This window comes from Paenibacillus sp. 1182 (genome assembly GCF_017833915.1).
GTDB classification, from domain to species: domain Bacteria; phylum Bacillota; class Bacilli; order Paenibacillales; family Paenibacillaceae; genus Paenibacillus; species Paenibacillus polymyxa_D.
In genome coordinates this window covers 101,338-116,414 of sequence record NZ_JAFICR010000003.1, presented here as the reverse complement: position 1 = coordinate 116,414, position 15,077 = coordinate 101,338, and the positions used below count along the sequence as shown (strand labels likewise).

Genomic DNA, 15,077 nt, shown 5'->3' with positions numbered 1-15,077 from the left:
GTTTACATATTTCAGGATTTTGCAAAATCCTCATTTACATGCGTTCGCTTATATAAAACTGGTATTGCCGCTGTTATAAGGATTATACCCATAAAAGCGGGTGCGGCATGACCAAGTGATACATAGATTTGACCCCCAATAATAGGCCCAATCATTCTTGCTAAAGCCTGAATAGATTGACTACCTCCTTGAATCCTTCCTTGTTCACTAGAATCGACAGACTTGGAGAGCATCCCGTTGAATGAAGGTCCAAAGATCGAATCACCAAAACCAAATATAAACATTCCAGCGATAAAAAGAGGATAGAATGAGAACAAAGTAGATAGCGCAATAAGACTGTAACCTATAATCTCCGAAACCATTCCAAGAATGGCTATCTGTTTATCATTAAGTTTTATCAAAAGCTTGGGCATGATGAAACCTTGTGAAATGATGTCTTGGAAACCCATAATTGAAAACATAAGTCCGATTAGTGCAGGCCTCCAACTGAAAGTATCCATTGTAAATTGTGAAAAAACGGCCTGTAAAGATCCGTTGGGTATCCAAAGTAAGAACGCAGAGACAAGTAACCTATTTAAGTTTTTCATGGAAAGCAGATTTGCAAGCTGTGTAAATGGATTCAGTCTTACAAAGGTAATCTCTTTCAGTCTATGTTTCTTGTCAAGGCTCTCAGGCATAAAAAAGAATCCATAAACAACGTTCAATAAAGTTATGATTGCTCCAAAATACATGGGTACAGAATAACCAAACTTGGCAAGTAATCCGCCTAGAGTTGGCCCAATGACAGTGCCTACACCTACAACCGCACTCACCCATCCAAAGTATTTGGTTCTCTCTTCTGGAGGAATGATGTCTGCAAAATAGGCGAAGATCGTGCTTATGCTCCCGCCTGTTAACCCTTCTATGATGCGCCCAGCAAATAGTACCCATAGAGCTCCTCCTATGCCAAAAACCAAGTACCCAATTGCGGAACCCAAAAGGCATACTAAGAGCAATGGACGACGGCCATATTTGTCGCTCAAAGCTCCAAGTACGGGAGCCGCAAAAAACACGCAGAATGCATAAACAGAGGTCAGCAGCGTAACAACTATAGCTTGTTCTCCCGGACTGCTTGTATAAGGCTGCACTAAGAATGGGACGACAGGTATTATGATACTGAAGCCTATTCCGCAAAGAAATACAGAGATAAGGCCGAATATTAAAGCGTGTTTATCTACGGTTTGTTCTGTGTTCTGTTCATTGTGTGATCTACATTTGAACACTTCATTTCTCCCCTTAAAGGTTAATTTTTACTTCCTCGGAAGCAAAAATATCGTATCACAATTTTGCTTCCTCGGCAACAAAATAATAACAAAAAAATGCAGCCCGTTCTCAATAGAGCCCGGCTGCCTATGGTTTGATTTTCATTATTCAAATTTATTCCGTCTTAATATCTATACCCTGTTTTTTTATTTCTGCATCCAAATGCCTACTATACTTTTCCAAGAAGCTAATCATACTGTTAAATTGTTCTTCGGTTACCTGCTCAAATACGGCTTTATCCCGCTCTTGAAACTCTTTGTGCAGTTCCTCATGGATGTTATAGATTACTTTCCCTTCCTCAGTAAGCCTAAAATAGACTTCTTTCTTGTTATCCAGCTTCTGGTAGCTTTCGATAATGCCTTTTTTTATAAGCTTCTTAGTTATTTTACTTATGGCACCGGTAGTCATATAAAGGGACTCCGCAAGTTTTGTCACGTTGGAATCTGCATTTCTTTCAATGTATTCGATGCAATGTACTTCAGAAGGCTTATAACCCTTAAGGCTGTCTTCCATCTTATCTTTATTAAGCCAAACCATCTTGTTAAATAAGTCCCTGAAACCCACTATGACCTGTTCTTCTTTGTTCATGGCCTGTCCTCCCACCCGTTGGTGCATTAACAATACAATATAGTATATTTTTGTTTCTATTTCAACAATATTAAAATAATTATTGAATTGAGCACGAGGGCATACACGAAAAAAAAACGGCCAGATCGCTAAAGTAGCGGAATCGAGCCGTTTTACATTTCTTAAGACCCAGCCTCAGTGAACATTTGAAAAGTGACACCAAACTTGTCTGTTACATTCCCATAAGCTGGACTAAAATGGGTTTCCTGCAAAGGCATTCCCACCTGTCCTCCCTGCTGTAGAGCATTAAACATTTTTTGAGCTTGCTCCACACTATCGGTTGTAATACAGATGCTCACCTGATTCCCGCGGCTAAACGGTGACCCGGGAAAGGTATCAGAAAACATGAGCTCTGTCTCACCCACTTTAAGGGTAGCATGTCCCACACGTTCCTTGACCTCTGCGGGAATGGGAAAATCGGGGTTTTCCGGCATTTCCCCAAAGGTTTGAATAAAAAGCAGTTGAGCATCCAATGCCTCTTTATAAAATTCGATTGCTTCTTTTGCATTTCCATCCATCGTGATGTAAGGAATCAAACGTTTGGACATCTTCAACACAGCTCCTTTAATTCGAGGTGGTTAACCCAGCATTTCTCCTGTATTATATACAAAACTTGTCAAGAAAAACAAATCTGTATTCTTAGCTTTCATGCACTTGAACGCCAAGCTGCTTTAGCTCCTTTATCGCTTCCGTAACGTTACGCTGTGGATGAAGCGCAGAGATCATCTGTGCAGTGATCGGAACGCCGTTGAAAATCTGGCTTACCACCCCTAGAGAAATCGGCAACTCATAGTAACTCTCAGCCCAATCCTGATATTCCTCCGGTGTAACTATAATTTTCCCCAACAAAAAGGATGAGCCATCGTCATATCCCTCAGGAAAGTTCGCGTTGCCCATACGCCACTCTTTATCTCCCGCTTCCCTCCACATACAAAAGGTAACGTCCTCTTTCTCCAGTGCTTCATCTTCCAAAAGCTCCATCATATCATTAGGCACACCGTCATATATGCCCGGCCAGACTTCATAATCGTCTCTCGCATGAGAACTTACAGGGGATTCATGGTCAAACCCCTTCAGCAGCACACCTTCACCCGTCCATAGCATATGAATCGTATCTCCAGCGCCATTGTTTACCTCACCCAGGCACACATCACCAGACCACTCAGACCGCATACGATACGTGCGTAACCAATCTTCTGGAGACAATATAATGTCCAGCGCTGACAGTAGTAGCATTCTGTCTTTTAAACCATTCGGCGTTAGCTGTGCATCAAGCATCATATTCTTCATCATTCCCCCACTTTGTTCATGCGACTAAGAATTCATCTGTCCCTACCTATATCTTTCAAGCTTCGCCCGCTCAACCACCTGCCGAATGAATGGTCCTTTGGCTTCTGTATACGCTGCACGGTCATATTTGAATGCATAGCTTTCTAAAAAATGCCTTCTAATCGTGCTTGGCACAAATCAGAAGGCATTCTCTTGTTCAATTTAAAAATCATTCAGCAACTCCAACCCTATTATTCGGCTTCTCAATCACGATCAGACAGGTGCTGTCTGGAAAAGAAACCTGCTGGTCCTGCTCATCCATGAACTCAACACGTCTGGACAGCGCCTCGGCATAGCCCTCCTGTAAATAATGACGGCTCACGCGGATAATCGCTTGTGATCCAAGTGTGCTACGAATACACTCTTCATACTGTGACGGGGTAAAATAACCAAACTGCTCCTGCACTTCATGCACATAGGCTTCCGCTCCCCATGTATAGGTATAGAGAAATTCCATCGCATCGTTCACTGGTAAAACAGCCTCATGCTCCCCCACACGCTCTATTTCAATGTGGCGACCTGCAAAATCTTGCGCATACCGTATCAGCCATTCCATTCCATCCGGCTCCAAGAATCGAATTCGTCTGCGCTGCTCTACTGGTTCGGTCATAATCCCGTCACGAATGATGATACGCCCGCCGGGTGCAAGCACACGATAGGCGCTCTGCAGAGCTGCCTCCACTGTTTGTGGATTGAACCGAATCCCATCTCGTTCAATGTAGGAATAGAGCTCGTGAAGAATCGATGAGAAAATGACCGTGTCCATACTCCCCGTTTCCACATATTCCTCTAACTGAAGCGCATCCCCTTTGATGACATCCCAACGATGGCGCTCCAATTGCTTTTTACGTTTAAGTGCCTCAATGACATTTACAGAAATATCAAGACCTAATGGCTTCGCATCTGGTCTTTCCTGTTCGATCAGATCCAGCAGTACACCCCCGCCGGGTCCAATATCCAGTATGCGGGTTCCAGTCACATAATCTAAAATGACCCTTTTGTAATCTACGGTCTGGTTCATATCTGTAAGGTACGTTTCCTCATTGTGAAAGCGATCATACGCATCGCGCCGTAATCCGAACAGATCGAACAGCAGCAGGACTGCTTTGTCATACAGAGGCGTTTTTTCTGCCTCAATACAAAAGTCAATCAGTTTCTCAGCCGCAGATGAAAATACAAAATTAAAAAATACAGTACTCGGCAGCTCCTCTTTATGCTCCACGATCACACTCAAATGAGGATTATGCTTCCGTTTTCCTTTTGAAATGTCCTGCCAAGACAGTGCACTTAAATATTTTTCTATCATTCGTTTTTTATATACGTTAATTTTCTTGACACCACGATAGTCATAATACATCGTATTCATGAGCGATTCGAAACTGATATGGCGAACGGTCGCAGGCTGTTCCTGCCCTGTGCCATCCCTTAATGTGAGTAAAAATACCTTTACCAGTTCTTGAAGTGAAAAATCCTGCAAAGCTGATTCTACATACCAAAGTGTCCGATTCTCCAACGGAGCCAGCGCCTTCTCTACATTCAACTCCCGCTCTAGTTCTGTGTAAGCCTGCTCGAACGGCTCCCCTTCATGAATGGAAACCGACCGTAATCTTTCCAGTCGCTCCTTTACACTCCAGACTACAGGTGCGTTATCCCATGCAATCCAGCCGATCAGCTGCTCCACTTCACTTCGTACTTGGTCCCATAATGCAGGTTCCACCCCGGCGATAATACACTCGTTCAGGGCCCGTAAAACAAGCTCCAGTTCCTCAGGGCTTAGCCAGCCCTTACGAGTAATTTCAAGCAGCAGTCGATTTTCAGCAAAAGGAATTTCCCCCCGTATATATTGCCCGATCAATCCATGCGTCTCAATCAGAATTCGGGTCATGCTATTGCGCGGGTAAGCAGGGGACTCCGCTTGGGCCTGTCTGACATACAGTTGGGAGGATCCGATATTATGTACAAATAAATTAATACCCTCATGCTGCCAGCGTAGCCGTTCGCGGACTGTGCCTCCTTTGGCTGTCTCAGACCATACCAATACATCCTCCAGTAGCTCTTTAACCCAGAATGACAATGGAAGTCCGTCCAAAATAAGCAACGTACGCTCCACGTAATCCAGTACAGGATTGGCATCCTTTAACTCACCTATAGATCGAATGCGTTCCAAATTTACAATACGCTCCTCAGCCGAAACAAGCAGCTTTAACCAAGTCGGTGTATCCCAGGCCAGATCATTTTCTTTCCTGTAATTAGCAATGGCTTTTAACGATTGCAACATTTTTCTCACCTCGTGTGATTCGGATTCGGTATGCACAGGAGACTTTGAATAAGACATTTGGATTAAAACCTTGTATATACTACACTTTACCATACATTTGTAACTTCCACCTCGTGGAAAATATTAAACATTTGTATCAATCAACCGCTTGACATACTTTCCAAACGCATACATAACCCTCAAGTGCACTAGACAGTGCCACATCAGACAAAACAAATGACCGTAACTTCCATATAAGGAATTACGGTCAGCCTGTTTATTTCCATATACAGTTTAACGACACGACTCCCACTACCTCCATCTTCCGAACTTATCATTCTGGACTTCGTTAACCTGTCCAAAAAATACCTGCATGATCTATTTCTACCTGTTCGAGCTGTTCTTCAAAGCACGGATTAGGTGCAATCTCTTTTACACACTGCCAGCTTTCAGCTTCTTGCCGGGCATATACATGCCAATGATTTTCTTCCCAGCGAAATTGGACAATGTCCGTGCGATCCCACAACTCAGTTTCATTAGAAGGCCTTTCCTCCATCAAGATCAAACAGTTATCCTCTATTTGATAAATGAGCCGCACGTCAGAACGCACGTAGCCTGGCACCTTTAGCGCAATATAGCCATTCAGCAGGTATTCAACCTTTTTAACGGTAAACGGATCAATCCGTTCGTTCACGAGATTTCCACCCCTTGATCAATTCGTAAATATTACGATTTAAATATAGCAGAAATCGAAGTTTTTGAAAAGAGTCCTTCATGCCGTCCCAAAATCAAAAAGATATCCTCCAGCCTGAAGGCTCAGAAGATATCTCATTACTCTTGTTATACGCAGCCGAATCATAATCCCCTATGATTTCTAGAAAGTTAAAGTGCCACTGTGCAACACGTCAACCATCTATAATAAATTTCGCTTATTTATCAACAGAAACGCCATCTGGTACTGGAATACCAAAATCAGGTGTTCCATCTTCTTTCCAGTAGAACGGCTGCACACGTGTATGACGATTCGGATCATACAGCGGGTCGCCTGTAATTTCCTTGTAATTCCGGGCGTGATATACGATTACATCGCTACCATCAGCAGCAACCGTAAAACTGTTATGACCTGGCCCGAATTGTCCTGTTTCCTCATGGGTGCAGAATACCGGCTGAGGTGATTTCGTCCATGATTTCGGATCAAGTAAATCCGCATTCTCATCTGCCGTCAACAGACCCATGCAATAATTGTGGTCTGTGGCGCTAGCTGAATAACTGATAAAGATCCGCCCGTTCCGTTTCAGAACCGCTGCTCCTTCATTCACCTTAAAACCGATGATTTCCCAATCATATTCAGGAGTGGAGATCATCACCTGCTCACCGCGCAACGTCCATGGATTGCTCATTTCGGAAATATACAGATTGGAATTACCGACGATGTCAGGGTCCTTCTGAGCCCACACATAATACAAAACTCCATTATGCTGGAAGGTTGTCGCATCGAGAGCGAACGTCTCCCAACGGGTTTTGATCTGTCCTTTTTCCACCCATTCCCCTTCCAGAGGATTAGCTGAATCATTTTCAAGCACGAACATCCGGTGGTCGAACAGGCCTTCCTTCGTTTCTGTTGTACGAGCTGCTGCAAAATAAATGTACCATTTGTCGTTTATATAGTGAATTTCCGGTGCCCAAATGTTCGCACTTAACGGGCCCGTTTCATATTTGTGCCACACTGCGACAGGCTCTGCTGTACTCAAGCCTTGAATAGTACTTGCTCGTCGAACCTCAATGCGGTCATACTCTGGTACAGATCCGGTGAAATAATAGTATCCGTCACTATGCTTGTAAATCCAAGGGTCTGCCCGTTGCTCAATGACCGGATTATTAAAGGGTACAGTTTGATTCATGGTTATTCTCTCCTCTATGTGTAGTATGTAGTTCATACAATTAATCGCTGATACGCTTTCCCCAAATGGAAATTCCCTTTTCATTCATACCCGTGAAAATTAAAGTATGGCGACCAAGCTCCCAGTCCCATGAAGGAAGCAATAACAATTCTTCCTTAGTTCCTTCGGATGTATTGCTCCAATCCATTGTTAGAGTACGCCTGCCATCAAAGCTCCAGTGACCTTCAAGAGAACCGCTGGTTGCCCGCCCTCCATCTTCTAGACGGAGCTGTTCAGCTTCCACCTGGCCGTCTACTTCCTGCTTTATCACGATGCGCTCCCAGTTGCCGGATAATAGCCTTTTGGGTATATCCTGCTCCTTTTCGCCGGCATAGCGCTCTGGAGAGACGACCGGCCAGCCCTCTGCCGTCCACAATATTCTGCGTACATGCAGGTACGGCCAGCTCTTGTCCGTTTCTCCTCGCGCATGATGTACAATATAATAATCCGCACCGTCCTTCAGGACAGAATTGTGACCTGGCGCAACCCAGCCTTCTCCTTCGCTGAACCGATAACCGCCCAATACCTTGTTTCCAATCTCGTATTGAGGCAAATAGTTGGTATCTGCCATATCATGTCCATTCATGTCCACATAAGGGCCTGTGATAGAATCTGAACGGGCAACGCGAACATTGTAGTCCTCAAACAAAGAATCATACGAGACGAACAAGTAGTATTTACGGAACATTGGATTGTACACAATGTAAGGTCCTTCTACAGCACCGTCCTCAGTTGCCCGATCTCTGGCAGCGATATTTTTACCATAGCCAGATTCTTTGAGCTTTCCAGTCTGGGGATCAAGCGGTGTAATATAAATACCGCCGAAAAAAGAGCCGTATACCATCCATGGATTACCCTCTGCATCCAGCACCGGATTGGCATCAATCGCATTCAGCTTGTCATGCTCTTCCGTTTTAACGACCAGCCCCTCATCCTTCCAAGGGCCTTCCGGGGAGCTGGATGTCTGCAATCCGATCGCAGACCGTGTGCTGCCAAAGGTAGAAGCGGAGTAATACATGCGATAGGTATCACCCATCTTGATAATGTCCGGTGCCCACAGATTGGTTGCCGATGACCACGCCTCTGCTACCTTTGGAATGCCGGGGAGTGCATACTGAACCCAGTTCCAATGAATCAGATCAGTCGATTTGCGTACCATGACACCAGGTCTCAATTCTCCACCTGTCTTTACATCCGTTGAGTAGACATAATAGCCTTGATCTGTTTTGATAATCGCCGGGTCATGTGCATTGTTAATGGTCCAGCGCTGTTCATCGTTAATCGTACTTTGATCATACAAGTGATCGGGAGGCGGAGCCTGCGGATACACAGGGTCCGGAGTGTTATCCCCACAGCCGGATAGACCCAGCATGAGCAGCATAACCATAACTGTTATTCTCCTCCTTCCTTTACCCATTACATATTGTGACTGCCTTACATCGTTCATCCGTACCCTCCAAGTGTCAATTAACCTTTGACACCCGAAATGGCAACCGATTCAATAATTTGTTTCTGGAAGATCAAGAATATAATCAGTACAGGTAACAAAGCTATAATGGATGCTGCCATTATAAGCGGATAGTCCGTCTGAATGGCGTAAGTCGCATTAAAATTCGCGATAACCAGCTGCAGTGTTTGCGTTTCTGGTGAGTTCAAGTAAATAATCGGTGCCAAATAATCGTTCCAAATTCCCATGAACCATAAAATAAGCTGTGCCGCAACCGCCGGCTTAATGAGCGGGAACGTAATCGACGAATAGAGTCGGAAATAAGAACTTCCGTCAATTTTCGCAGCTTCGATAATGGCATCTGGTACGCTAAGCAAGTACTGCCGCAGGAAAAAGATCATAACTACATTTCCGAATAAGCCTGGAACGATCAGAGGTAAAAGTGTATCGACCCAGCCAAGTTTGGAAAACATCATAAACTGTGGAATCATAACCGTTGGGTATGGAATCATCATAGATGCGATGAGTGCCAAAAACAGTTTGTTTTTATGAGGGAATCTCAGCTTTGCAAATGCAAAAGCGGCCACACTGGATGTAAAGGTACCCACAACGGTAACACTTACAGCCACAATCACGCTGTTCTTGATCCCGCTTAACAAAGGTCCTGCTTCCCAAATTTCCTTATACTTGCCAAACTGGAACACCTCTGGTATCCATACTGGTGGAAGAGCAAAAACATCCTGCTTTTCTTTCACCGAAGTGGACAGCATCCAAAGCAGTGGCGCGATCATCACAATCGCTCCAATCGCTAGTGCAATAAAGATAATGATATTGGTAACTTTCGTTTTTTGACTATGGGACATAATCAGACTCACTCCTTTCCGCGAAAATCAATCCCCATCAAAGGACGATTTTTCATTCATTTTGAATTGAATCAAAGTTACGATAAAAATGAAGATGCCGAGAATCATAGCCATCGCGGAGGCATATCCCATTTGCAGGTTTTTAAATGCCTTATCCCAAATATAAAAGACGATTGAGGCGGATGAGTATTCCGGACCCCCTGTAGGTGTCATAATGTTCATTTCAGTAAAGATTTGTGAACCACCAATGATATTAGTTACGACCAGGAAGAAGGTTACTGGTTTCACCATTGGCCATGTAATATTGCGGAACATTTGGAATCCGCTAGCTCCATCTAGCTCTGCTGCTTCATAATAAGAGCGAGATACGCTTTGCAGGGCTGCCAAATATAGCAGCATCGTATATCCGAGACCCTTCCAGACGGTCATGAGGATCAAGGCCGGTTTGACCGTATCCTTATCCATTAGCCAGTTAGGACCCTTAATACCGAATATTTCGAGGAATTGGTTCACCAAACCATAGTCCCCGTTGTATGCCCAGTTCCACATAATAGAAACGGCAGCCAACGAAGAAATAACCGGGATATAGTAAATCACACGAAATGTTGTCGTACCTGGAATCTTGCGATTCAAACCTAGTGCCAGCAGTAAAGCTAGTACAAGACCGATTGGAATACCTAGCATTAAGAAAAGAGTATTGTACATCGATTTATAAAAGAGCTCATCGCTAAATAAATCTTTAAAATTGTCGAGACCAATAAAGTTCATTTGTCCCAATCCGTCCCAGTCTGTAAAAGAGCCGTATAATGAATAGACAAACGGGAATAACGTAAAGATTAGCAGACCGAGAATAGGTGGAAGAATAAATAAGTATCCATATACCTTCTCTTTGCGGTAGAGATTAGATTTGGTTATCACAGGGCTCACCTCTGTTTCTAATTTGGAATGAAGATGATGTTAGCAGCATGATATTCAGCCACTAACATCATCCTTTTTTCCTCTATTTACGCATTATTTCTGTGATTTTTTCTCTTGCTCCACCGCTTTATCCAGCAGTTTCTGCATCTTCGGTTGTTCTTGTTTCACATAATCTGCCGCCGTAATTTTACCATCCAGCACAGGTTGAATATCTGTGAAGAAAATATCGTACCATTCTGCATTATACGTATAGTTGCCTGGTAATGAGCGTCCATAGTCATTTACGATATCAATAAATTCTTGTTTATTGTTAGGCTTGGTTTTCGTATCTTTGGACCATTCATCAGCCATGTCCAGCAGATTCGGAATTTGTACCTTGGCATCTACGAGCTGCTTCATTCCTTCTTTAGAAGTCGTCAGATAGTTAACCAGTTCAACAGCTTCATCCGGGTATTTTGTTTTAGAGGAAACGCCGATACCCAGAGAACCGATCCATGTTGCTGATTTGCCAGTCGATCCGGCTGGGAACGGCAGTAAATCATATTCGAATGGCAGTTTTTCAAATGTACTCATATCCCAAGGACCAACCGGGAAGAATGCCATTTCGCCCTTCATCCAACGTTGGTATGTGTCCAATGTTTGTGATTGTTCAATACCAGGTGTGATTTTATATTTGTTTTGCATGTCAGCAAAGTACTGAAGAGCTTCCGCAAATTTCGGATCATCAATCGTTACTTTCGTTTTGCTCTCATCCAGCCAATCAGCCCCATTACTCCATACAAAGGCTTGCAATGCCCACTGAACGTTAAAACCTGTACCGTATTGATCTGGCTTGCCGTCACCATTGGTATCTTTGGTCAACTCTTGGCTAACCTTGATAAATTCATCCCATGTATACGGTTTGTCTTTGTCAGGCAATGGAACGCCCGCTTTTTCGAACATCGTTTTGTTGTAGCCAAGTGCGAATGGACCTAAGTCCTTCGGCATACCGTAAATATCTCCTTGACCGGCCATTTTACCGTCATAGCGATACAAATCTATACCGTATTTCCAGATGTTATCCAGTTTAATATCCTTGTTCTTCTCAATGTAAGGAGTGAGATTCTTCAATACCCCACTGTTTACATAAGCTTTCACATCTCCAGGGGCAAAGTAAAAGATATCTGGAAGATTATTTCCTGTGATCGCAGCTCTTAGCTTTGTAGCATATTGATCCGCTGCCGTCACGACCATTTTAACTTTTACGCCAGGATGTTCCTCTTCAAATTTCTTGATTACTTCCTTATAAGCCTTTTGTTCATCTGTGCCACCACGGAACATGAATGTCAGTTCCTTACTTCCATCACTACTGGAACTTCCCCCACTACAACCAGCCAGTGCAGCCACCATTAACAACAGAACAACCATTGTTATTGCAAAACCTTTTTTCTTTATCAACGCGACCCCTCCTAAATTTAAATGAAACCGCATACATTTAGTGTTAAAATAACTTTATACCACTCGGCCTAATCTTTAACTGTGCGGTACACAACCCGTTGTTGATTGCCGCTGTGATTATCATCCCTCTCATGTACCATATAATTAACATTTTACTTTATCAATAATGAATTCGTTTACAAACAAAATATAGCATGCCTTTCCTCGGTTCGTCAATGTATTTTTCAATCTTTTTAAATAATTATAAAACATAGATTAGAGTAACATGGAAAGCAAAATTAAATCGTATTTAAGTTAACTTTTATCGAAATAATCAGTGATAAAGCTTAAATACGATTTATTTTTGAAGTAATTCTTAATTCGGAGTTTAATTTGCTCCCCTCTTTATTTAGTAAAAAAAATTTACAAAAAAGCAGTTTACTTCTTTTTGATTTTATTTTAACATAAATCAAAGTAAATATATAAGCGCTTACATCACAATTTTTATAGATAAGGATGGTCTATAGCTATGATTTATATTAAGGACTTAATGTCAGGATTAGATATTTTTAAAGCACTGGGTTCAGAAATCCGCATTCAAATTCTCGAGTTACTTGCCTACCAGGGACAAAGTATGAATGACATTGCTAACAAACTTAATTTGAGCAACGGTACCATTACAATGCATATTCGAAAATTGGAAGAATGCGGCCTTGTGGAGATCAATACCGTGAGCGGCAAGCACGGCACCCGAAAAATGTGCTATTTGAACAAGGATAAACTGATGGTAGATTTGCGCAGTAGAGAACAAAAAAATGTGTATGAGGTTGAGATTCGCGTAGGTCATTATAGTAACTATCAAGCGTCCCCCACTTGTGGATTGGTGACCCGAGACAGCATTATCGGCGATTTTGATGATCCACGCTATTTTGCAGATCCCGGGCGGCTGGAGTCGGAAATGATCTGGATGGCTGAGGGCTTTTTGGAATACCGTATCCCCAACTATCTGAAAGCGAATCAATCCTTTAAAGAAATTCAATTCTCCGCAGAACTGGGCTCAGAAGCACCCTGCTATTGTGAGGAATATCCCTCCGATATTTGTTTTCACATTAACGGTATCCCTATTGGGCACTGGACCAGCGCCGGAGATTTTGGAGAAGTGCCGGGGGTTCTCAATCCAGATTGGTGGCCACCGCATCTGAATCAATATGGTATGCTCAAATTAATTCGCATCAATCAACAAGGCAGCTTCATTGATGGGTGCCGCATTTCCGAGGTCACAATAGATGATATTAACCTTAATTATAAAAGCGACATTACACTCCGTTTATCTGTAACCGATGAATCAGAAAACAAAGGAGGACTCACTATTTTTGGCAAAAGATTCGGGAATTTCAGTCAGGATCTGCTTGTGCGCGTGCTTTACGATGTGCATGGGGAGGACAACGCCAACTCCTGACTCGCCACATGTAAAAATAGGCCGAAGCCTGTATTCATGGAATACATGTCCTCGGCCTAAACATCCTGATCCTCACTTAAAGAGATATAGATCAATAAATAAAAAATGACTGCTATCCCAAACACCAGCCAGCAAAAGGACAGCAAATGAAGCCTAGGTCCAGCATATACTCCCCAGCTCCAAATATCCGTAAGGAGCACCAGTGGCTGCAACAACACATCCCAGCTATTCCAGCGAGCAAATCTGCCTATATATACGCCTATGCTGTCCAGCCACAACAACACCAAAACTACAGCCCATGCGAGCCCCTTTGAACAAATCCTCCTCAGCATATGATGGATCACCAACACACAAAGGGATGTAAGAAAAAGGCCAAGCCCTGCTGCTGAAAAAGACGTAAATAAGATTAACCAAAATTGGGTGTTCAACCAAAAACGTGTATCAGGATTCACATCGTAAAAACGAAACGCATGAAGTAACTCAGTCACCAAATAGAGAGCATTCGGCAGAAAAAACAACCATACAATTAAAGAGAAAAATAAAAGAATACTCCTCACTTTTGTACTTCGCAGTCTGGATAAAGCCATCATGCCGAGAGTGATAAAGACCGGAACCCAGGCCAGGAATATATCCCAGTACAGAAATTGATACATCCTCGTTCCGCTTGTGGACTGTAAATACATAATGAGCCCGAAACAGCCCAACGTAGCTACAAGCAGCACTCCCAACAAACTGGGCAGCTTGTAACCCTTCCTTCTTAACAGCAAGTTTCCATCTACCTCCTGCCTGATCATGCGTATATACGTCTTTTTAAGCCCTACTTTATAGCGCTTTCATATTTAGAGAGGGCCTTTGTCTATTTACTCCACGTTTCGTATGTCCTCGGATACATGGGTTGTTATCGTCAAGGCATCAAAGGTAACAGCACAGCCCTCTCCCACCGGAGATTGAGCAACAACTCCGACTTTGAGCTGGTTAGGAACATTCATACCAAAATATCTCGCCAGCCTCCAATGCTGACCGTCTGATGAATAATGAAATGCAAAGCAATTTCCAGCTCGTGCCACTCGTAAATACGGATTGGACACGTCCATCGCCCCAGAGACACAATCATCGGATGTATCCCGAGTGACCACACTAAGAATAGATGGAGTGCTTTCAAAATATTCAAAACACAGCTTAGCCCAGTGGGTATCATCCGCCATCATCATCAAGCATCCTGAATCATAAGGCTGCTTCATATCAACACGAACCCTCGTCCATATTGTAAAATCACCTTGAAGCGTTGTATGCAAAAAGGGTGCGGACGATTTTACCGCTGCGCCAGACGGATCTCTAAAGAAATCTGCCTGTGAAGGTGCAGAAATTTGCAAAGACTTGGAATCATCGAATCTCCATTCAGCCGGCTCATTGATCCAACTCCAATCCGCCGGCATTACTTTACCGCTAAAGCGTTCAAATACGTTCATATGGACACCATTCCTCTCTGGCAATATAGTCATATAACACATTGAAATCT

At 43.2% G+C, this 15,077-nt stretch carries 14 protein-coding genes; 1 reads left to right on the top strand and 13 read right to left on the bottom strand.

All coding sequences use genetic code 11. From position 1 onward, the window contains the following. Window positions 1-11 precede the first annotated feature (11 nt). From JOD82_RS06220 to JOD82_RS06170, 11 genes are all read right to left on the bottom strand, one after another. Entirely contained in the window at window positions 12-1,262 is a 1,251-nt protein-coding gene (locus JOD82_RS06220) for an MFS transporter (protein ID WP_069011356.1), read from the bottom strand. Between the two features lie 154 nt (window positions 1,263-1,416). Next, window positions 1,417-1,890: a MarR family transcriptional regulator gene (locus tag JOD82_RS06215; protein WP_029516758.1), complete on the bottom strand. Its 474-nt coding sequence runs from the start codon at window positions 1,888-1,890 to the stop codon at window positions 1,417-1,419. Between the two features lie 161 nt (window positions 1,891-2,051). Next, on the bottom strand, window positions 2,052-2,477 hold the full coding sequence (locus JOD82_RS06210; RefSeq protein ID WP_029516757.1) for a VOC family protein: 426 nt from the start codon (window positions 2,475-2,477) through the stop codon (window positions 2,052-2,054). Between the two features lie 91 nt (window positions 2,478-2,568). Beyond that, window positions 2,569-3,219: a hypothetical protein gene (locus JOD82_RS06205; RefSeq protein ID WP_069011355.1), complete on the bottom strand. Its 651-nt coding sequence runs from the start codon at window positions 3,217-3,219 to the stop codon at window positions 2,569-2,571. Between the two features lie 208 nt (window positions 3,220-3,427). Further along, window positions 3,428-5,536, bottom strand: coding sequence for a class I SAM-dependent methyltransferase (locus JOD82_RS06200; RefSeq protein WP_209947978.1), 2,109 nt, complete (start codon window positions 5,534-5,536; stop codon window positions 3,428-3,430). A 328-nt stretch (window positions 5,537-5,864) separates the two neighbouring features. After that, window positions 5,865-6,209: a DUF3024 domain-containing protein gene (locus JOD82_RS06195; protein ID WP_238794840.1), complete on the bottom strand. Its 345-nt coding sequence runs from the start codon at window positions 6,207-6,209 to the stop codon at window positions 5,865-5,867. Between the two features lie 235 nt (window positions 6,210-6,444). Continuing rightward, entirely contained in the window at window positions 6,445-7,416 is a 972-nt protein-coding gene (locus JOD82_RS06190; protein ID WP_029516753.1) for a glycoside hydrolase family 43 protein, read from the bottom strand. Window positions 7,417-7,456: 40 nt separating this feature from the next. Further along, entirely contained in the window at window positions 7,457-8,842 is a 1,386-nt protein-coding gene (locus tag JOD82_RS06185; RefSeq protein WP_069011354.1) for an arabinan endo-1,5-alpha-L-arabinosidase, read from the bottom strand. An 80-nt stretch (window positions 8,843-8,922) separates the two neighbouring features. Next, window positions 8,923-9,765: a carbohydrate ABC transporter permease gene (locus tag JOD82_RS06180; protein WP_029516751.1), complete on the bottom strand. Its 843-nt coding sequence runs from the start codon at window positions 9,763-9,765 to the stop codon at window positions 8,923-8,925. A gap of 27 nt (window positions 9,766-9,792) precedes the next feature. Further along, on the bottom strand, window positions 9,793-10,683 hold the full coding sequence (locus JOD82_RS06175; protein ID WP_013309768.1) for a carbohydrate ABC transporter permease: 891 nt from the start codon (window positions 10,681-10,683) through the stop codon (window positions 9,793-9,795). 93 nt (window positions 10,684-10,776) lie between these two features. After that, on the bottom strand, window positions 10,777-12,120 hold the full coding sequence (locus tag JOD82_RS06170; protein ID WP_029516750.1) for an ABC transporter substrate-binding protein: 1,344 nt from the start codon (window positions 12,118-12,120) through the stop codon (window positions 10,777-10,779). A gap of 508 nt (window positions 12,121-12,628) precedes the next feature. Here JOD82_RS06170 and JOD82_RS06165 point away from each other — a divergent pair. After that, entirely contained in the window at window positions 12,629-13,558 is a 930-nt protein-coding gene (locus tag JOD82_RS06165; RefSeq protein ID WP_029516749.1) for an ArsR/SmtB family transcription factor, read from the top strand. 56 nt (window positions 13,559-13,614) lie between these two features. On the opposite strand, the gene JOD82_RS06160 is transcribed toward JOD82_RS06165, so the two are convergent. Together JOD82_RS06160 and JOD82_RS06155 are read right to left on the bottom strand one after the other, a co-directional pair. Continuing rightward, window positions 13,615-14,325 carry a DUF1361 domain-containing protein gene (locus JOD82_RS06160; RefSeq protein WP_069011353.1) on the bottom strand — a complete coding sequence of 237 codons (711 nt, stop codon included), beginning with the start codon at window positions 14,323-14,325 and terminating at the stop codon, window positions 13,615-13,617. A 93-nt stretch (window positions 14,326-14,418) separates the two neighbouring features. After that, on the bottom strand, window positions 14,419-15,027 hold the full coding sequence (locus JOD82_RS06155) for a DUF1349 domain-containing protein (protein WP_069011352.1): 609 nt from the start codon (window positions 15,025-15,027) through the stop codon (window positions 14,419-14,421). Between the last annotated feature and the right edge of the window lie 50 nt (window positions 15,028-15,077).

What these genes read in the sequence shown, in the direction of transcription:
- JOD82_RS06200 (WP_209947978.1), bottom strand. Translation starts at nt 5,536, where the DNA reads ATGTTGCAATCGTTAAAAGCCATTGCTAATTACAGGAAAGAAAATGAT.
- JOD82_RS06180 (WP_029516751.1), bottom strand. Translation starts at nt 9,765, where the DNA reads ATGTCCCATAGTCAAAAAACGAAAGTTACCAATATCATTATCTTTATT.
- JOD82_RS06215 (WP_029516758.1), bottom strand. Translation starts at nt 1,890, where the DNA reads ATGAACAAAGAAGAACAGGTCATAGTGGGTTTCAGGGACTTATTTAAC.
- JOD82_RS06190 (WP_029516753.1), bottom strand. Translation starts at nt 7,416, where the DNA reads ATGAATCAAACTGTACCCTTTAATAATCCGGTCATTGAGCAACGGGCA.
- JOD82_RS06155 (WP_069011352.1), bottom strand. Translation starts at nt 15,027, where the DNA reads ATGAACGTATTTGAACGCTTTAGCGGTAAAGTAATGCCGGCGGATTGG.
- JOD82_RS06185 (WP_069011354.1), bottom strand. Translation starts at nt 8,842, where the DNA reads ATGGTTATGCTGCTCATGCTGGGTCTATCCGGCTGTGGGGATAACACT.
- JOD82_RS06205 (WP_069011355.1), bottom strand. Translation starts at nt 3,219, where the DNA reads ATGAAGAATATGATGCTTGATGCACAGCTAACGCCGAATGGTTTAAAA.
- JOD82_RS06210 (WP_029516757.1), bottom strand. Translation starts at nt 2,477, where the DNA reads ATGTCCAAACGTTTGATTCCTTACATCACGATGGATGGAAATGCAAAA.
- JOD82_RS06165 (WP_029516749.1), top strand. Translation starts at nt 12,629, where the DNA reads ATGATTTATATTAAGGACTTAATGTCAGGATTAGATATTTTTAAAGCA.